The organism is Nostoc sp. DedSLP04 (genome assembly GCF_034530775.1).
In the GTDB taxonomy this organism is placed as follows: domain Bacteria; phylum Cyanobacteriota; class Cyanobacteriia; order Cyanobacteriales; family Nostocaceae; genus Nostoc.
In genome coordinates this window covers 24,280-43,876 of sequence record NZ_JAVRCL010000069.1, presented here as the reverse complement: position 1 = coordinate 43,876, position 19,597 = coordinate 24,280, and the positions used below count along the sequence as shown (strand labels likewise).

Annotated in this window: 15 protein-coding genes and 1 pseudogene; 8 read left to right on the top strand and 8 right to left on the bottom strand. The window is 43.8% G+C overall.

Annotated features, from left to right (window positions below; translation table 11 throughout):
- Positions 1 to 154: 154 nt before the first annotated feature.
- On the top strand, positions 155 to 1,588 hold the full coding sequence (locus RMX89_RS29060; RefSeq protein WP_322691364.1) for a hemolysin family protein: 1,434 nt from the start codon (positions 155 to 157) through the stop codon (positions 1,586 to 1,588).
- Between the two features lie 88 nt (positions 1,589 to 1,676).
- Here RMX89_RS29060 and queC read toward each other — a convergent pair whose 3' ends face one another.
- Positions 1,677 to 2,354, bottom strand: a complete 678-nt coding sequence (queC, locus tag RMX89_RS29055; protein ID WP_322685069.1) for a 7-cyano-7-deazaguanine synthase QueC — start codon at positions 2,352 to 2,354, stop codon at positions 1,677 to 1,679.
- 338 nt (positions 2,355 to 2,692) lie between these two features.
- Here queC and RMX89_RS29050 point away from each other — a divergent pair, with 338 nt between their 5' ends.
- The 5 genes from RMX89_RS29050 (at position 2,693) to RMX89_RS29030 (ending at position 8,518) form a co-directional block, all read left to right on the top strand.
- The gene (locus RMX89_RS29050) at positions 2,693 to 3,775 is read left to right on the top strand and encodes a Gfo/Idh/MocA family protein (protein ID WP_099102323.1); all 1,083 of its coding nucleotides are present in this window, start codon (positions 2,693 to 2,695) and stop codon (positions 3,773 to 3,775) included.
- A gap of 465 nt (positions 3,776 to 4,240) precedes the next feature.
- Positions 4,241 to 4,873: a DedA family protein gene (locus tag RMX89_RS29045; RefSeq protein WP_322673702.1), complete on the top strand. Its 633-nt coding sequence runs from the start codon at positions 4,241 to 4,243 to the stop codon at positions 4,871 to 4,873.
- Between the two features lie 239 nt (positions 4,874 to 5,112).
- Positions 5,113 to 6,276, top strand: a complete 1,164-nt coding sequence (locus RMX89_RS29040; RefSeq protein WP_322673703.1) for a ParM/StbA family protein — start codon at positions 5,113 to 5,115, stop codon at positions 6,274 to 6,276.
- Between the two features lie 5 nt (positions 6,277 to 6,281).
- Complete coding sequence (locus RMX89_RS29035; RefSeq protein ID WP_322673704.1) at positions 6,282 to 6,761, top strand: plasmid segregation centromere-binding protein ParR; 480 nt, start codon at positions 6,282 to 6,284, stop codon at positions 6,759 to 6,761.
- A gap of 749 nt (positions 6,762 to 7,510) precedes the next feature.
- Positions 7,511 to 8,518 (top strand): chemotaxis protein CheB, encoded by a 1,008-nt coding sequence (locus RMX89_RS29030; protein ID WP_322673705.1) that lies wholly within the window; start codon positions 7,511 to 7,513, stop codon positions 8,516 to 8,518.
- Between the two features lie 3 nt (positions 8,519 to 8,521).
- Here the strand turns inward: RMX89_RS29030 and RMX89_RS34615 are convergent.
- The 6 genes and pseudogenes from RMX89_RS34615 to xseA form a co-directional block, all read right to left on the bottom strand.
- Positions 8,522 to 11,164 (bottom strand): annotated as a pseudogene (locus RMX89_RS34615) (PAS domain-containing protein); the annotation flags it as partial.
- A gap of 15 nt (positions 11,165 to 11,179) precedes the next feature.
- Positions 11,180 to 12,664, bottom strand: a complete 1,485-nt coding sequence (locus tag RMX89_RS29015; RefSeq protein WP_322691363.1) for a response regulator — start codon at positions 12,662 to 12,664, stop codon at positions 11,180 to 11,182.
- Positions 12,665 to 13,997: 1,333 nt separating this feature from the next.
- A complete protein-coding gene (locus RMX89_RS29010; RefSeq protein WP_322685072.1) occupies positions 13,998 to 14,471 on the bottom strand; it encodes a response regulator in 474 nt (157 codons plus the stop codon).
- Positions 14,468 to 16,726 (bottom strand): ATP-binding protein, encoded by a 2,259-nt coding sequence (locus RMX89_RS29005; protein WP_322691362.1) that lies wholly within the window; start codon positions 16,724 to 16,726, stop codon positions 14,468 to 14,470. Before RMX89_RS29005 ends, RMX89_RS29010 begins: the two co-directional genes overlap by 4 nt.
- Positions 16,727 to 16,979: 253 nt before the next feature.
- Entirely contained in the window at positions 16,980 to 17,207 is a 228-nt protein-coding gene (gene xseB / locus RMX89_RS29000; protein WP_099102361.1) for an exodeoxyribonuclease VII small subunit, read from the bottom strand.
- On the bottom strand, positions 17,200 to 18,468 hold the full coding sequence (gene xseA, locus RMX89_RS28995; RefSeq protein WP_322691361.1) for an exodeoxyribonuclease VII large subunit: 1,269 nt from the start codon (positions 18,466 to 18,468) through the stop codon (positions 17,200 to 17,202). The genes xseB and xseA overlap by 8 nt, the downstream gene beginning before the upstream one ends.
- A 141-nt stretch (positions 18,469 to 18,609) precedes the next feature.
- On the opposite strand from xseA, the gene RMX89_RS28990 reads away from it, so the two are divergent.
- Together RMX89_RS28990 and RMX89_RS28985 are read left to right on the top strand one after the other, a co-directional pair.
- Entirely contained in the window at positions 18,610 to 18,843 is a 234-nt protein-coding gene (locus RMX89_RS28990; protein WP_229469801.1) for a hypothetical protein, read from the top strand.
- Positions 18,836 to 19,264: a type II toxin-antitoxin system VapC family toxin gene (locus RMX89_RS28985; protein ID WP_322691360.1), complete on the top strand. Its 429-nt coding sequence runs from the start codon at positions 18,836 to 18,838 to the stop codon at positions 19,262 to 19,264. Before RMX89_RS28990 ends, RMX89_RS28985 begins: the two co-directional genes overlap by 8 nt.
- Positions 19,265 to 19,290: 26 nt before the next feature.
- Here the strand turns inward: RMX89_RS28985 and RMX89_RS28980 are convergent, their stop codons facing one another.
- Positions 19,291 to 19,455: a hypothetical protein gene (locus RMX89_RS28980; protein WP_322691359.1), complete on the bottom strand. Its 165-nt coding sequence runs from the start codon at positions 19,453 to 19,455 to the stop codon at positions 19,291 to 19,293.
- Positions 19,456 to 19,597 lie beyond the last annotated feature (142 nt).

The window sequence follows — 19,597 nt, the reverse complement described above, 5'->3', positions numbered from 1 at the left end:
CTGGGGACTGGGGACTGGGGACTGGGGACTGGGGACTGGGGACTGGGGACTGGGTAATAGGAAATAAATATTTAGGAATACTTTTTCATTACCTAATACCCAATACCCAATACCCAATACCCAATACCCAATACCCAATACCCAGTCCCCCTAAATGGAGGGCGTGAGTTTTACACGAGCTTTGGCGGTGAGTGGTTTTCCTAATTTAAGTTTGATAGAAGTGGCGCTGCGGTTGTTGTCAGTGTTACTACTGATTGCCATAAATGCCTTTTTTGTAACGGCGGAGTTTTCGATGGTGAGCGTGCGGCGATCGCGTATTCACCAGCTAGTTAAGGCTGGGGATATTCCCGCGATCGCTGTAGAAATGTTACAACGCAGTATTGACCGACTGCTATCTACCACCCAGTTAGGCATTACCCTCTCTAGTTTGGCACTGGGATGGATTGGCGAAAGTACGATTGTTGTGCTGGTGAAGGCCTGGTTGAGATCCTGGCCTTTACCCAGTGGGATGACTACCTTCCTCGCCCATTCCCTATCAATTCCTATCGCCTTTTTCTTAATTGCCTATTTGCAAATTGTGATTGGAGAACTATGTCCCAAATCTTTAGCCATGCTGTACTCAGAACAGCTAGCGAGGTTTTTGGGGCCTTTGGTAAAAGCGATCGTGCGTTTTTTTGGCCCCTTCATCTGGATTCTTAACCAATCAACTCGTTTTTTATTACGGATTTTTGGCATCCAATACACAGGCCAAGGCTGGCGACCGCCTGTAACTCCCGAAGAATTACAACTGATTATCTCTACAGAATGGGGGTCTACTGGTTTACAGCGTGCAGAGCGAGAATTGCTCAATAATGTCTTCGAGTTTGGGGATGTCATGGCGCAAGATGTGATGATCCCGCGCACCAGTATTATCACACTGCCAAAAGATGCTACCTTCCAGACATTACTCAGGGAAATGGCTTCTACTGGTTACTCTCGCTATCCCGTGATTGGTGAATCTTTAGACGATGTTCGCGGTATTGTTTATTTTAAAGATTTGGCACAACCTTTGGCAGTCGGAAACCTCAGTTTAGAGACACAGATCCAACCTTGGATGCGTCCCGCCCGGTTTGTTCCAGAACACACGCCCTTGAGTGAACTTTTGCCCATGATGCAGCAAGAGAAACCCGCTATGGTGATGGTAGTGAATGAATTTGGCTCTACTGTGGGACTAGTGACAATCAAAGATGTGATTGCCGAAATTATTGGCGATCCCAGCGAACCTGAGAGCAATGACGACTTGCTGATTCAGATGTTAGATGAGCATAAATTTTTAGTGCAAGCACAAATCAACCTTGAAGACCTCAATGAAGTTTTGCATCTCAATTTGCCCCTGACCAGAGAATACCAAACACTAGGGGGCTTTTTGCTGTATGAGTTACAGAAAATTCCGGCCAAAGGCGAAATCTTTTGTTATCAAAATCTCGAATTTACCGTGATATCAATTGTTGGCCCACGCCTGCATCAAATTCAACTGCGACGGTTAGAGGAAGAGGGGCAGAGGGGCAGGGGAGCAGGGGAGCAGGGGAGCAGAGGGGCAGGGGAGTAAGAATTTTAGATTTTAGAATTTGGATTTTAGATTGAAATTTAATCCAAAATTGTCAATCCAAAATCTAAAATTGAATTGTCCAATGCCTCTACTGTGCATACGCCACTGGATCGACAAGTCCCAATTCGGCAAAAGCTGCTAGCCGTAAGCGACAAGAATCACACACACCACAGGCAACATCTCCACCTGTATAGCAAGACCAAGTTAGTTCCCAAGGAACTCCCAATTGATTCCCCAGTTGGATGATTTCGGTTTTTTTCAGGTTGATTAGGGGTGCAACAATCTTAATTGGTTGTCCCTCACGCCCTTGTTTAGTTCCCAAGCGAAAAACTTCCTGCATTGCTTGGATATAGTCGGGGCGACAATCAGGATATCCTGAGTAATCGAGGGCATTAACGCCGATATAGACGCGCTCTGCGGCGATCGCTTCGGCGTAACTAAGAGCAAAGCTTAAAAAGATGGTATTACGAGCCGGAACATAAGTGACAGGAATATTTTGAGACATTTCATCCAGCGATCGCTCTTGGGGTAAATCAATGGCATTATCGGTAAGGGCCGAACCGCCCCATTGTCGTAAGTCAAAGTTAACTACCTGATGTTTTGCGATCGCAGCTTTTTGAGCGACACTGAACGCTGACTGTAACTCTCGTCGATGTCGCTGCTGGTAATCAAAGGAAATAGCATGACATTCACAGCCATCAGCTTGAGCTTTGTACAGAATTGTGGAAGAGTCCAATCCCCCAGATAACAAAATTACAGCTTTCATCTCGGTTGCAAATTTTGGATTTCAAATCACCGCATCAAACCTTAACAAGACGCCAGAAAGCGATGCCAAGGAGAATTTATACTTAATTTGTACTGAAACGTTTAAAGTTAATAAAAATACATATATTTTTGGAGAAAGAACAAACTCCAAAGCAAACTCGAAATATCTATACAAAAGATATTTAGATTACGGGAACCGATCGCAAACTTTGAAATTCTTCATAAACATAGGCTCTATGTTACCATCTGGATGGTTTTAGACGGATCGTAACCGGCTTTCGAGTATAAACGCCAACGGCCGTAGCGTCTCTAAATTTGGTGGTTGAGGAGAGAATAATAGTGCAAAATAGCATGTCAGTGGCAGAACCGAATCCATATACACAGCGCAACCAGCCACGACCAATCCGCATAGGCGTGATTGGAGTGGGTAACATGGGACAACACCACGCTCGCGTGCTGAGTTCAATGAAAGATGTTGAACTAGTCGGAGTGGCAGATATTAACGTCGAGCGAGGATTAGAAACTGCCAGCAAGTACAAGGTGCGTTTTTTTGAAGATTATTGCGATCTGCTACCCCTTGTGGAAGCAGTTTGTGTAGCTGTTCCCACCCGTCTGCACTATGCCGTGGGCATCAACTGTCTGTTAGCGGGAATTCATGTTTTGATTGAAAAACCGATCGCAGCCAGTATTTCTGAGGCAGAGTCTTTAGTAAATGCCGCAGCTGAGTCTGGATGTATCCTGCAAGTAGGTCATATTGAGCGTTTTAACCCAGCTTTTAAAGAACTGAGCCAAGTTCTAAAAACAGAGGAATTGCTGGCGCTAGAAGCCCACAGAATGAGTCCTTACTCAGATCGGGCAAACGATGTTTCAGTTGTGCTGGATTTAATGATCCATGACATCGACTTACTTTTGGAATTAGCTGCTTCCCCAGTCACGAAATTGACTGCTAGTGGTACTCGCTCCCTAGACTCTGGTTATTTAGATTACGTAACCGCCACCTTGGGGTTTGCCAATGGTATTGTTGCTACTCTGACTGCTAGTAAAGTCACTCACCGCAAAATTCGCCGAATTGTCGCCCATTGCAAAAATTCATTTACTGAGGCAGATTTTCTCAAGAATGAAATTTTGATTCACCGACAAACAGCTGCCAATTCTCTCACCGACCACCGACAAGTACTTTACAGGCAAGACGGTGTAATTGAAAAAGTCTACACCAGCAATATTCAACCCCTAAGTGCAGAATTAGAACATTTTGTCAACTGCGTACACGGTGGCAATCAACCTTCAGTAGGTGGCGAACAAGCTCTTAAAGCCTTGAGACTTGCAAGTTTAATTGAGCAGATGGCGCTGGAAGATCGAGTTTGGAATCCCTTAGACTGGCAATCGGAACCAAGGGTACAATCTTTGACCCCCACAGTCTAGAAGAATAGGGGATGAGGGGGATGAGGGGGACAAGGTGAAATTTTCTCCCTTCTCTCCCGGTGCTACCCCACAGTCTCAACTTCAGCAGAAAACCTAGAATATGTTTTTAAATTTGCCATCAAATCTTTAGATCCTTCCTAGTCCCTTTAAAAAAGCAGGCTAAGGGGGATCTAAAAAATTAGAAAACAAAACCTAGTAGTTCGTTTGATTAATTTTGTGAGGTTTGTAGTGAGCGATAAATCGTTCAATCTCAAAGGTAGAGCTACTTACGAACTTTTCTAACTCTCAACATTAATGAAACAGGCACCTAGCTTCTACTTGTCTGACTCTATTTTTCAGTTATGATGGCAATTTTTAGTGCAGCCCAATTCCCTTGACTGTAGCAAGCGAGAATAATTACCCTTTAAAAAAGCTAAAGCTGAATTTAGCAACAAGACTAGTCCAGCAATTTCAGGAATTAACTCAATGCTTGAATGGATAACTAATACTATCAACTATTTTGGCTATTGGGGAATCGCCTTACTAATGTTTTTAGAGAATCTTTTTCCCCCCATTCCTTCAGAATTGATTATGCCACTAGCTGGATTTACAGCAAGTCCATATCAACCAGGAGAGGCAAAGCTGAATATTATTGGTGTATTTTTCGCAGGACTTTTGGGTTCTGTATTGGGCGCACTTATTTGGTACTATCCGGGTAAGTTTTTGGGTGAAATCCGTTTGAAAGCTTGGGCTGACAAGTATGGCAAATGGCTGGCTATATCCAGTAAAGATATTACCAAAGCCAAAGAGTGGTTTGACCGACAAGGTAGAACAGCAGTATTAATTGGTCGTCTTGTGCCAGGAATCCGCACCTTGATTTCTGTTCCCGCAGGTATTAGCAATATGCCTTTGCTACCATTTTTGGTTTACACAACATTAGGTAGCGCTGCTTGGGTGGGTTTGTTAACATACTCAGGATACATATTGGGTAGTCAGTATGAACTTGTGGACAAGTACCTTGCTCCTGTATCTAAAATCGTGCTTGGTGGTTTGGTTCTAGCATTTGTTTTCTGGATATTCAAGCGCCAGTTAAGACGCACTAGACGCACTAGAAGATGAAACACGGACGCTTTTGGTTTGAAAGCAGTGAAAGCAGGGGTTACATCTGGCCAAAATTCGCCTACACTATGCCAAATAATACTAGATGTGCGTTGGCAGAGCTTACCAGAGGTATCGCCGGAATTAATTTTTGGCGTATTTCTAGCTACACTTGACGCAACCTAGAATTTCTGGTTGCTCGCATTTTTGTAAGATGAGCATGACAACTTTTTACAGTTAAGTTTGAACTAGGAGCTTTCATGACAGACCAACCTTCCGCCGCTACCCCTATCAATGCTGCTGCTATACCCATGAATAGGCAGCCGTTAGCATCTACTCCTATCAATGCTGTTAATAATAATCCTCCCACTAGCAAGCCAGCCGGTGGTTCTGGGAAAACCATTCTCAGTGTTGATTTAGGTAGAACTTCCACAAAAACTTGTGTGAGTCGCGAACCAGGCAGTGTGGTGTTCGTACCTGCCAACGTCAAGCAGATGTCAATCGAACAAGTACGCGGTGGTGTTTTTGAAGCCAGAGCTACTGACCCCTTAATGGATTTGTGGCTGGAGTATCAAGGAAATGGATATGCTGTTGGTCAACTGGCAGCCGATTTTGGGGCGAATTTAGGAGTCGGACAATCTAAGGTAGAAGCTGCACTGGTAAAAGTTTTAGCAAGTGCTGGCTACTTCAAACTCAGAGACGATATCTCAGTTGTACTTGGTCTGCCTTTTCTTTCCTTAGAGCAATTTGAAAAAGAAAAAGCACAATTGATTAGCCAAGTAGGTGGCCCTCACGTGTTGAACTTCCGAGGCGAATCTGTGTCGCTGAACGTCAGTAAGGTATGGGTCATGCCAGAAGGCTACGGCAGCCTGTTATGGTCTGAAGCTCAACCCAAGAAAAACCCTGGTAGTCCCGATTTTACAAAAATATCGGTGGCGATCGTCGATATTGGTCATCAAACCGTGGATCTTTTGATGGTAGATAACTTCCGTTTTGCCAGAGGTGCTTCTAAGAGCGAAGACTTCGGGATGAATAAGTTTTATGAATTGGTGTCCGCCGAAATCGAGGGAGCAGATAGTCAATCTCTAGCGTTGATTTCCGCTGTCAACAAACCCAGAGGTGAACGCTTTTACCGTCCTAAAGGCGCTAGCAAGCCCACCAACCTAGATGATTTTCTTCCCAACCTCACAGAGATGTTTTCGCGCGAAATTTGTAGCCGTGTGCTAGCCTGGTTGCCAGAACGCGTCACCGATGTGATTCTTACTGGCGGCGGTGGTGAGTTCTTCTGGGACGACGTTCAACGTCTGCTCAAAGAAGCAAAGATTAATGCTCATTTAGCAGCACCTTCCCGTCAGGCGAATGCTTTGGGGCAGTATATTTATGGAGAGGCACAATTATCCTCCAATCGCGCTGCTAGGGCATAAAGCTGATGTTCCAATGGTCAAAAAAGGTAGTTAAATCCGTCACGTTCAACCCAGAGCTTGCTGATGAAAGCTTGTTAGCGCAAGTAGAAAGTTATTTGGAAAAACAACCAGACAAGACTTTCAGCGATCTCTGTAAAGAAGCCTTGTGGCAATCTTTATGTGTACCGGAAACTGTACAACCTGCTCCACAAACGGCAGTAAATACACCGATCGATCAACAAATCGGTGAACTGCAACGTCAAGTGGCTGGACTTGAGGAACGTTTTTTTGCCAAGGGATCTAATCGTTTGGAGGCGATGGAACATCATCTACTGCAACTTTCTCAACAAGTTGCACAACTGGCGCTCATCGTCAACGATCGCTCGTTCATTCCGTCTCCAACTCAATTAGAAGTAGTAAATAATACTTCTTATACTGTTGCTACCCCTCCTCAAGAGGTTGACCCCGTAATCAGTCGCCTTAGTCAGTTTCTCGATGATTTTTAAGGAAAAATCAGGTTTGTGAGCAGTTTTTGCTCATGTTAACAATCCTTAATAGTATTAACTATTAAGGATTATTAATGTTTATATTTTTTTAGAAATGCGATCGCGTCTATTTAAGCTGATTTTTCACGGTATCTGGAAAACCTCTCTCTAAATCTCTCTCCTAAAAGGAGAGAGACTTTGAATTTTCAACCCTTAGAGCATCGGGAAGGGGGTTAGAGGGTTAGGTTTTTCGTGCGCTTTTCCACATAACGTGAAAAGTCAGCTATTCAAGTTATACAATTTAAAATCACCAATCTCCCCACTAGACAACTAGCCAAAGCCCAAATAATCAAAGCATTTCTGAGTACCCAGTTAGCGCTCTTTTATTATTCTGAAAAAATTAAATATTTATAGGTTGGTTTAACTTTGTTCAACTAAAAAAATCAAGGATTCTTAACTCGACTTTATCCATTTTTATGAAACCCAAAACCTGACACTGAAACCATTGAGGGACGATAGTTTTAGTTTTTGGACTTGACCGGAAATCAGTGACATGGAAAAAGTATTTGCCAAAAAGCCAGGGTTTTTGCCGGATAAGGAAAGCCGAGTTCTTAATTTTGGATAAAGTCGAGCTAAAATCCTATTCCTCAAAAAAGAATATAATCCTCTCAAAGCTAGGTGAGCAAATTCTTTGGCTGCGTTAATGTTAAGACTGGCGGTATATGTGCTTTTGTTGCCCACGCTGCTATACTAGTCAAATTGTTACATTAATGCTTGAACAGAATATTATCGTCGTTGGAACATCAGCAGGTGGAGTTGAGGCGCTGACTTATCTAGTCAAGCATTTGCCGCCCGATCTCAATGCTGCTGTAATTATAGTCCTTCATGTATCCAGTCACAGCAAGAGTTTTCTGCCAGAAATATTAAGTCGTGCTGGCAACTTGCCAGTGTCTCACGCTCAGGACGGCGAAGCTATTGTTCGTGGTTCGATTTATGTCGCTTTGCCTGACTACCATTTACTGGTAGAAAAAGGATATTTGCGTTTGACGCGGGGTGCAAAAGAAAACCGTTGTCGTCCTGCTATCGATCCATTGTTTCGCAGTGCAGCGCGAACTTATGGGCAGCGAGTGATTGCTGTGCTACTAACAGGTCTGCTTGACGACGGCACGGCGGGACTAATGGCTGTAAAAATGCGGCGCGGTGTGGCAATTGTCCAAAATCCTGACGATGCTTTGTATCCTGATATGCCACGTAATGCGATCGAGAACGTAGAGGATATTGACCATATTCTGCCACTTTCAGATATTCCTTCTACTTTAGTAGCTCTAGTTAATACACCAATGAAAGTACAACCGGAAAACCCAGTACCTAGCGAGATAGAGTTTGAAACTGAAATAGTGCAATTGAATTTGGAAGCAGTAGAAAACGAAAGCAATCGACCTGGTAAACCATCAACCTTTGGCTGTCCTGACTGCGGCGGTATCCTCTGGGAACTCGAAGAGGGAAATTTGTTGCGCTTCCGCTGCCGCACGGGTCATGCTTATTCAGCAGAAACTTTGCTGGCCACGCAGTATGATAAGGTGGAAGATGCACTATGGATCGCTTTGAGGGCATTGGAAGAGAAAGCTTCTTTATCACATCGTATGGCTTCAAGGATGGAGGTTCGCAATCAAACCTTGGCGGCACGATTCAAAGAGGAGGCACTCTCTGCCAAGGAGTCTTCCGCCATTATTCGAGAAGTACTTTTAAAGGTCAATCCAAACACAGGTGTTGATTGAAGGTTAAACCGAATCATTTTGAGAAATGGGATGGTTTTGTTTACTGCGTGCAAGTACTACCACAGCTTGAACTAACTCTTCTGGATCGAGGGGCTTGGTAACGTGCAGTTGATAGCCACTGCTTATCACTAGTTGATAGTCTTCAACTCTAGCATAAGCAGTCAAAGCGATCGCGGGAATCTTTCCCCCTTTTTCGGGAGTTAAAGCGCGGATTTGTTGAATCAGAGAATAGCCATCGACTTCGGGCATTCCAATATCACTGACTAAAACATCGGGTTGAAAGGATTCTAAGTTTGCTAAAACCTCTGTCGCAGAGGCAACAGTCAGGACTTGCGCGCCGTATTCAGCAAGCAATACTGTTATTAGCTCACGGGCATCGGGGTCATCATCAACTGTGAGGACTCGAATCCCGGTGAGTTCGAGTGCTGGTTGTGGCAACTCATCTGTCTGCTTGATTTCCGGTTCAACATTCAGCAGTGGCAATTGGACTCTAAAGGTGGCTCCCAAGCCAACACCTGGACTATCAGCCGTGATGGTGCCGCCGTGCGCCTCAACCAACTGCCGGACGATCGCTAATCCCAATCCCAACCCGCCATACTTGCGAGTAATTGAGACATCTTCTTGACGGAATGATTCAAAAATATACGGGAGAAAATCTGGGTTAATACCCTTGCCAGTGTCACTGACGATAATCTGTACCCGATCGTCAACTCGCTCTAATCTGGTTTCTACCCGTCCGCCTTTGGGGGTAAACTTGATCGCGTTGGAAAGTAAATTCCAAACGATTTGTTGAAGGCGGTTGGAATCTCCAGAGACTTGCCCAATATTCGGCAGTACTGAATGCAACACAATTGATTTGGAAAGGGCTGCTGTATTTACTGTGTCGAGCGCAGATTCAATCACAAATGCCAAATTTACAGGAGCTGCATCGATGCTGAGTTTGCCCCGGAGAATCTTGGCTACATCAAGCAAGTCATCAATCAGTTGAGTTTGTAGTTTGGCGTTGCGTTCGATGGTGGCTAAAGCTTCAGCCGTTTTCTTTTCACTAAATTTGCGGGTTTGCAGCAGTTTTGTCCAGCCGAGAATCGGGTTGAGAGGCGATCGCAATTCATGGGAGAGAATAGCCAGAAACTCATCTTTGATTCGATTAGCGCGTTCGGCTTCGGCTCTGGCTGCTTGTTCTAGTTGAAATAGGCGATCGCGTTCGATTTCAGCTTGTTTGCGAGCGGTGATATCTCGGACGTTGCCTACCATCCGTACCGCATTGCCCGCAACATCATAGAAAACCTGACCTCTAGCCGCTAACCAGCGAATGCCATCAGGATGTATAATGCGGAAATCATCTTCATAGTGTTCTTGCTGTTGCTGGATAGTGTTAGTCACCGTTTCATTGGCTGAGGTGCGATCGTCTGGGTGCAAGATACTTAACCACAGTTCATAGGTGATTTCCTTTGTGGTTGGGTCAAGCCCAAACAGATTGATATACTCTTCAGATACATGAGCTCTGTTGCGGATAATGTCCCAGTCCCATAATCCCGATTGCGTAGCTTTGTACGCCAATTTCAACCGGGCTTCGCTCTCCTGCAACAGGAGTTCTATCTTTTTGCGATCGGTAATGTCTCGTGAAATCAACAAGATTCGTTCCAGCTGCCCAGAGCCATCCAAGATCGGGCTAACGACCACTTCCCACCATTTCGGAGTGCCTTTTGCAGTTGGGCAGTATCCGCGAAAAATGCTGACTTCGCCTGTTTTAGCGGCAGCAAGTGCCTCCTCTGCCTGCTGCCGATAACTGCCTTCCCAGAAACAGAGCCATTCAGTATTCAGATAGGAATTTAAGTTATCAATTTCCATTAAACACAGTCCACCTGTATTCATGTACAGCAGCCGCCCATCGAGGCTTAATACCTTGATGCAGTCAGTACTGCTTTCTAAAATGCGGTTCTTAAATTCTTCACTCTGGCGCAAAGCAAGCTCTGCCTGTTTGCGATCTGTGACATCATGATGGATGCCTGCCATTCGCAGGGGATTGCCTTGTCGATCGCGCAAAACCACTTTTCCGTGGTTGGCAATCCATTTCCACTCCCCAGACTTGGTTAAGATCCGATATTCAAATTTGTAAGACACCGAATCGTCCTGAAGATGGGCATTCAACCGTTCCATCACCCAAACTTTATCGTCAGGATGAATTAGTCGCTGCCAACTGCTAAAGTCATCCGGTAACTCTCCTTTTTCATATCCGAGCATTTCCAGCCATCTGGAACTTAAATAATCTTCATTAGTAATAATGTTCCAATCCCATAGACCGCCACCAGAACCTTCCAGTGCCATTTGCAGGCGTTCTTCACTGTTTCGCAAAGCTTGCTCTGCCTGTTTGCGATCGCTGATGTCTTCGGCAATCCCGGCAAACCGATAAATCTCTCCTGTTTCATCTCGCAGGGGAAAGCAGCGATCGTGAACCCAGCGAATATTACCATTGGGTAAAATAATCCGATATTCCTGATCAAATTTCCCGGCGACAGCTTTTTCATGAAACGCTCTGTCTGTAGATTCTCGATCCTCTGGATGGATGCGATCGATCCATATTTGTTGTTCTTGATACAATTCTTGCGGGTTCAATCCCCACAGTCGTTTATATGCAGGACTAACATAGCTGACTCGATTTTACGACACTTCTTTGATCCAGAACACCGCATCAATATTTTCTGCAAGCTGCCGAAAACGTTCCTCACTCTCGCGCAGAGTTTCGGCTGACTGTTTGCGTTCGGTGATATCTAAATCGATACCGGCCATCTGAATTGGTTGCCCCTGTTGGTCGTAGAGCACCTTACCCTGGCTTAATGCCCAGCGAATTTTACCGTTGGAATACACTACCCGAAATTCAATGTCATAGTCTTCTCCGGTGGCGACAGCAAGCTCGACGGCTGTCAGCACGCGATCGCGATCTTGAGGGTGGACTCGCGCGGCAAACATTTCGAATGAACCGTCAAATTCTGCTGGTTCCATTCCAAACAAGGCTTCCAGGTTATCCGACCAAGAAATTTTTCCCGTTTGGATGTTCCAGTTCCACGTTCCCATCCGCGAGGCTGATAGTGCTAATCGCAGCTGTTCTTCACTCTCCCGTAATTCTGCTTCTACCCGTCTGCGCTCGGTCAGTTCATTTTGTGCCTGCTGATAGAGTTCCGCTTGGCGAATTGCAATGCCAACTTGAATCGCCAGTTCTTTGAGCAAGTCGATCTCTAAGGGTTGCCACTTTCGAGGATTTGCACAGTTATGAGCAATTAGCAACCCCCAAAAGTGGTCATCGTAAATAATCGGCACGACCAGATTAGCTTTCACTTGAAACTGAGCCAACAATTCAACGTGGCAGGGATCGATACTGCTATGCTGAATATCAAATATTGCCGTTACGTAACCCTGACGATAGCGTTGGATATAATTCTCGACAAAGACGGTATCGTAGCTGACAGTTTCCAATGGATTCCATGCAAGGTAGTTCTTTGCGAGGCAGGGATCGTACATAGTAGAGTCAAGCAGCGATCGCCACTTTTCCCCAACCGATTCTGCTACTACTGTCCCATTACCATCAGGGTTTAACTGAAAAACCAAGACGCGATCGGTGTGCAGAAATTCTCGCACTTCGGCTACAGTTGTCTGAAGAATTTCATCCAGATTTAGCGATTGGTGAATTTTCTGGGTAATATGTGAGACTACACGCTCTCGTTCAATCCGCTGTTGTAGTTGGGTGCGTAGCTGCACTGTTTCAATTGCCCCATTGACCGCTATTTGCAGCCCTTCTGGGGTAATTTGCTCTTTGACAAGATAATCTTGTGCGCCCGCTTTGATTGCCTTAACTGCGATCGCCTCATTGCCCTGTCCAGTGACGACAATCACGGGTAGGCAAGGCTGTTGGCTCGACGAGGGTTGCAATTGTGCCAGAAATTCCAGTCCGTCTAGGTCGGGCAATCGATAATCAAGCAATACTACATCGGGCTGATGTTGCTGCCAAAGTTCTAGCCCCTGTTGTCCCAGCGTTGCTTCTAGGATAGTGTAAGAATATTCGCGATCGCGCAGTAAATACCGCCGATAGAGTTCTCGATCTTCTGGGGAATCATCGACAATTAAGAGAGCGCGCTGTTGCTGAGACATTGTGAATTAATTAATCAAGTAGATGTTAACCCACATTCAGCAGGTTGGCATAGAAAATTGACATTTTTCAAAATATGCTAAAACCCTGATTATACCAGGATTTTAACATATTTTATAGATTTATTGATTCGCTCTTTACATCTGCTTTGCGTTAATTTATTTGATAGTTTTAATGTATAAATTAGTTCTTAACTTACTTATAAAATTTATATCACTTTTGCCACAGAATAATCTATAAATATTCATTCAATAATACAAATTTTCTATGAAGATCGTAATAGCAATCCTAAATCATTTGGGAGAAATAAAATCGCTGTAAAGCTTATAATTAGGAAATTTTAATCTTCTAATATTCTCGTGTTTAAATTCGGTTGCTATATCTGATTCATTAGGGATTTCTAAATAAAAAAATTTCCCAAACCTGACGAAAAAACCCTCTTTATTTCTCCTTTTTCTGTGTTCTCTGTGTCTGGAGTGGTAGCCTGCGGCTTCGCCTTTGGCGTTCTCGTAGAGTAGGCGCAACTCTTGGAGACGCTCTTGCTAGCTTGCTTCTTTGTAGGAGTATGCGTCTACGTTTATTTGGATAATTTATTTCTTGGAAGTCCCTTAGTTATTATTGTCGGACTGCATCTATGTAAAAGTCTTAAAACCCTCTTTCTCTCAGTTCCCTAAACTTTGCAGTCTGAATAATAAATTTTTTACTCAGCATAATATTAGACCAATGGCAGGACATATATAAACTGAATGCGATCGCCATTATCACAATTGCAAATATACTCAATAAGTAATATATATAGGAATCCGGTTTGATTCGGAGAATTTACTTGCGTGGGCAGGGAACAGGGAATAGGGAATAGGAAAGAAAGGATACCGTGCTGAGTCTTGTTCAAAAATCAAATAGGAGTCCTATATAAGATATAATCCACATTCTGAGGTGCGATCGCAAAATGCTGTATTTTTGAATGCAACCCTTATGGGACAGTAGTTTTACTTTTTAACTTCATCGATAATAGACCTCTTGCATAAATCAAAAATAAGAAAGAACCCCACCCCGCCAAAGCTACGCTTTGTCTCCCCTCCCGAAGAGCGGGGAGGGGTTGGGGGTGGGGTGTTAGGGACTTTTGCAAGAGGTCTAATCTGTAATCTGGAAAAACTATTTGCTCAAAAGTTAGGGTTTTTGCCGGATACAGAAAACCGAGTTCTTAATCGTGGATAAAGTCGAGCTAAAATGCTATGGGAATAATCTTGGTCACGCAGTAAATACCGCAAATAGAGTTCTCAATCTTCTGGCAATCATCAACAATTAAGACAATGCGCGATCTCTGACTTAGGACTAATCCTTGGGATAATCAGGCAGCGTCGTCACTTCAAACCAATATTCCACAAGCATCTGAATATCTCTTTTCAGTTGAGCAAAATTGATTGGTTTAACGATGTAGCTGTTGACACCATATTGATAACATACTTCAATATCTTTGGGATTATTAGAGGTAGTAAACACCACCACTGGAATCATCTTCAAGTTATCATCATGTTTAATCCGGCGTAACACTTCTCGTCCATCGGTTCCGGGTAGGTTCAAGTCAAGCATAATCAAGCCGGGTCGGGGCGCACTTTTGCGCTCCACATAGCTACCAGTGCGATAAAGAAACGCCAAGGCTTGTTCTCCATTCACACACCTCTGAATAGCGATCGCAATGGTAGAACGCCCTAGAAATCTTTGCAGTGTCTCAAAGTCTTCATTGCTATCCTCGACAATTAAAAGTAGTGGTTTTTCCGGGATCGGGGAGGCTGAAATTTGAGTCATGTATTTGCCTCCGCCGACAGGGTAAAGTAAAAGGTACTACCAAGAGTTGGGGTAGATTCCACCCAAATTCTACCACCATGACGTTCCACAATTTTACGGGCAATGGTTAACCCTACGCCAGTCCCACCGCCAAAGTCATCCCGTCCATGTAAGCGGCGGAAGATTTGAAAGATTTTGTCGAGATGTTCTTGGGGGATGCCAATACCGTTATCACGAACGTAAAAAGTTACAGAATTAGAAGCAACTTTGCTTTCCCCATTGCCTTCAATAAAACCTATTTCGACCCATTTCTCAGGTTTATCATTGTACTTAATAGCGTTGCTAATCAGGTTGCTGAACAGTTCATTAATCTGAGCGCGATCGGCTTGAACGCTCTTCAGGGGTTGAGGAATGCGAAACTCAACTTCGCTCTGCGGTCGGGAAATGGTCAAAATGGCGATTACCTGAGGCACTAACTCATGCAGATTCACTGATTGCCTGACCAGTTCGGCGCGTCCCAACCGCGAGAAATGGAGGAGGGAATTGATCAGGTCTTCCATTCGCTGCGTCAGCCGCACCAAGGTTTGCAGTTTGGCAATTCCATCATTATCTAGTACATCTGCATAATCTTCCATTAAGAAGTTAGCGTAGTTGTGAATGCCCCGCAGCGGTTCTTTGAGGTCATGGGAAGCAACGTAGGCAAAAGAATCAAGTTCTTCGTTACTCCGTTGTAACTCAAAATTCATCGATGCCAGTTTGTCTGCCTGCTGTAACACAACGCCCACAATCAGGCTTCGCAGTTCAGTAACCACCTCAATTTCACAGGGTTTCCAGGGTAGGGCAGCTCCTTGCACCGTTTCTTGCCATAATTCAAAGGATTTGCGAGGAGACATTCTTAAACTGCCATCTGAGAAAACTTCCACAGGCTTGTTGGGGTTGCCGCCCCAATTCACCGTTTGAATCACCTCTGGACGAAACCAGAGAATATAATTGTGGTGAACTTTGGAAATTTCCAGAGCTAACACGCCACTAGCGATCGCTTTAAAGAAGGAGGCGGCAGGGTAATTTTTCGTCAGCGATCGCGTCTCAAACAAGTTATGATGCAGTTGAGGTTTAATCCAATCAAGTAAGGCGTGAACCTCTGACTGCGATGGCGTTTTACCCACTTGAATATACTGGTTGCCATTACATATCACCGCTCCTGTGGCGCCGATCAGATTGAGTAATTGAGATTTCATTTGCACCATACCATCCAGGAAATACTCAGCCTGAGACAAGCCTTCGACAAATTGAGTTTGTAATGACTTTAATTGACTTTTGTAATCAATATCTTCACTTGCTTCTTTATTTGCCAGTTCCACAGACATCACCTGTCCAATGAACTCGCAGATGGTGCGGATATTGTAAGAAATATATTTGGGTGACGAATGGTGACAGGCAATCAATCCCCAAAGCTTTTGCTCGTGCATCAGAGAAATAGACATAGAGGCAGTCACGCCCATATTTTGCAGGTACTCTAGATGAATTGGAGAAACACTCCGCAATATAGATAAACTGAGATCGAGCGGTTGATTTGTTAAAGGATTGTTCGCTGGAATTAAGGTGACAGGCTGGTAGCTAGCATCTGGAATTAGCCGCAGCCAGTTTAAGGTGTATAGCTGTCGGGCTTGCTTGGGAATGTCAGAGGGCGGATAGTGTAAATCCAAATAGGGCATTTCCTGATTGGTATCTTCAGCGATCACCCTGCCTGCTCCTTCGCGATCGAATCGATAGACCATAACGCGATCGAAGCTAGTGATTCGCCGAACTTCTGTCACCACAATCTGGCACATTTCTAGCAACGTTGGTGCTTTTTGAATGCGGGTAATGGTTCCTCTTACCTGTTGATAAAAGTCAAAAAAGCCTAGTTTTTCCTTCGCTTTTTTCAGCTCTAATTCCAAAATAATAATAGTATTTAAACGATGGACAATACCATCAAAAGGAATTGATTTATTTTGATGTTTGATGATTATATTTAGGGGATTAACGCTCTCAAAATCCTCTGCCAGACATTGTTGAATTAGTTTAATCTGCTTGACATTGAGTAAATCTGATAGCGACTTGCCCAGCAATTCATCAGGTTGACGACCAATAACTTGCTGAGTATTACTGCTCACCTGAACGATTTCCAGCGTGGGATCTTGCAAAACCAGTAAAACCCCGTGAGGCTGGATCAAACTGGGAATGTGGATCGGTTCGCGATCGCAGTTTGTCAAATCAATGATTTTATCAGTCATTCTCTGTTTATCCAACTCCTCATTAGAATTCTGGCTTCAAGGAGGCAGAAACTCTTTATATCTCAATACGGTTCAGTTAAGGGCTAGTGGCAACAATTTTTGGTTTTCGAGACGCGATAAATCGCCGTCTCTACAAGTGTTTTGGGCTTATCTGAACTGTATTGCTTTATATTTGAGATTTTGAGTCCTGACTTAAAAAGCAAACTTCTATATTCACACTACTAGCCTAGACTCAAACTGGAGTCTCCGGCATCTACTCTTGGCTTAATGTTTCAATCAACAAATCTACCTGCTGTTGTCGCTGCTGCAAAAAACCTTCGCACTGACGCAAATACTCCACAGCAGTTGCAAATTGGTCAAACACAGCTTCCAATTCCAATTCACCCGCCTCAATGCGAGTAATAATTCCCTCTATCTCAGCAACCTTCGCCTCATAATTCCAACCTTCCTCAGAACTAGAAGCACCCTTACGTTTAACCATTAATCTCTCTGCGTCCTCTGCGCCTCTGCGGTTCGTTCACTTCCATAACCTTCACTTTAACCTCACCTTGCCCCAATTGAATCATTAACTCTTGCCCCACAGCCAACTCTGCTGCCGAACGAGCGATCGCTCCATCTTCGCTTCTCACCACCGCATAACCACGCTGCAACACCGCTTTCGGGTCAAGACTAGCCAACTTTTGCCGTAATAATTCTAGATGCTGCGTTGCTTGCTGCGATCGCCCCGTGGTAATTTGCACCAAATGCTGACGTTTCCAAGCAAGCTTTTCCACTTCCTGCTGCACTTGCCGATCTAAGCGCAAACGTCGCAAACGATTACGTAATACTTGCAGTTTATTCTCAGCATTTTCTTTAAAGTCATGCACCGCCTCATGTAAAGCGACAACTCGCTGCCGATGCTCAGTATATAACTCTGAAAGTGCTGGTACAACCATTTCCGCTGCCGCAGTCGGTGTATGCACACATACATCTGCAACTAAATCTGCTAAAGATTCATCTCGTTGATGTCCGATCCCTGTAATTACAGGAATAGAACAACTAGCAAGCGATCGCACCACTCGTTCATCATTAAAGCAAGCTAATTCTTCCACCGCGCCACCACCCCGCGACAAAATTAGCACTTCGGCGCGTCCATCTCTTTCCACACGCTCAATTGCTTTGACAATAGATTCTGGTGCTTGCTCACCTTGTACGGTCGCGGGAGAAAATAAAACGTGTAAACCTGGATACCTTTGCTTCAAGGTTTTTTGAATATCACCCCAAGCAGCAGCCGTTGGTGAAGTGACGACAGCGATCGTTTGGGGATGAATGGGGAGCGATCGCTTTCTTTGCGCGTCGAATAATCCCTCAGCCAGCAAGCGATTTTTGAGTTGTTGATAGCGCAGTGCCTGTAAACCAACACCAACAGGTAGAGTTTGCCAAACTGATAACTGATACTCTCCCCGTTGCGGATAGACGCGAATACTGCCCAAAATGATTATCTGTTCGCCAGGAATAGGCATTTGGGCGAGTTTTGGCAATTGGCTATTCCATACTACACACTTAATTCCGGCAGTGCGATCGGGATCTTGCAGCGTAAAAAACAACCCACTGCGATGGTTGTTAGCACTGGAAACTTCGCCAGTTACCCAAACTTGCCGCAATTGTTCATCTTGCTCTAACAGCAAACGGATATAGTCAGTTAATCCAGAAACTGAAAGCGCTGTATCAAGAATCAGAGAGTCGGGAAAGTCGAGAGTCATCAAAGATATACGAAAGCAAAAGCCTAATCAAATCTTAGCAAATAACGTTAATTGATAGCTATTTTGTTGAATAACCAAACTGAAAATATCCAAAAAACCTATTAGACTTAAATTAATCACTAAACAGAGTTTAAAACCATAATGGAAAAAATAGAACTTGAACTAGACAGACTCACCTTTGAACGAGCAAAAACTCTGGCAATAGTCAATCAATCAACTCTATCAGAATTGATTAGTCATGTAATTGAACGTTTAGCAGAAGTCCAGGAGAAAAACGATCCTTTAATGGGATTATATGCTGATGTTCCAGAAATTGTTGATGAAATTGTTGCTGAGGCGATGGAAAAAAGAGGATATACTGGAACAGATGAATGAAGTAGAAAAATCTCTACTTGATACGGATATTCTTTCAGAAATTATTAAACGAGTAAATCCTCGTATTATTTTCAAAGCCAATAGTTACTTAAGCCAATTTAATAAATATACAATTTCTGCAATTACGGTCATGGAAATTGTAGAAGGTTGGCAAAAACGTAAGCAAGAAAAACGTCTTCAGCAATTTTTAACTATACTGGCTTCACAGGAAATATTATCCTTTGACTTGACAGAAGCTGTATTAGCAGGGAAAATTTACGCTGATTTAGAGACAACCGGAAAAAGAATTGGTTATCCTGATTGTATGATTGCTGCAATTGCCATCAGTCATAATCTAACTTTAGTTACGGGTAATTTATCTCATTATCAAAGAATTCAAGATTTAAATTATTCACTAAAGCTAGATAACTGGCGTTTATAGCAACAATGGTGATATATGAAGTGCCATCAAGTTTCGCCATTAGCTAAATGCTCTAGTCGAGATGTAAAAGCCTCTGTACCAATGATTTTGGATTGACTCAGAGCAACTTCAGCAGCTTGACCGAAAACCATATCCTCTAATTCTTCCAGCCGATTAATTAATTTTTGGTAGCTCTCTGCTGAGATGATCACATGGCTAGGCCGTGATTGCTTGGTTAGTAGAACTGGCTCAGTAGAAGCCTTATCAAAACCTCACCGTGTTTGTTACGAGCATCTGTGAGAGTATAGGTCTGCAAAGTGATTTTGACTATTTTAGACATTTTGATTATATTTT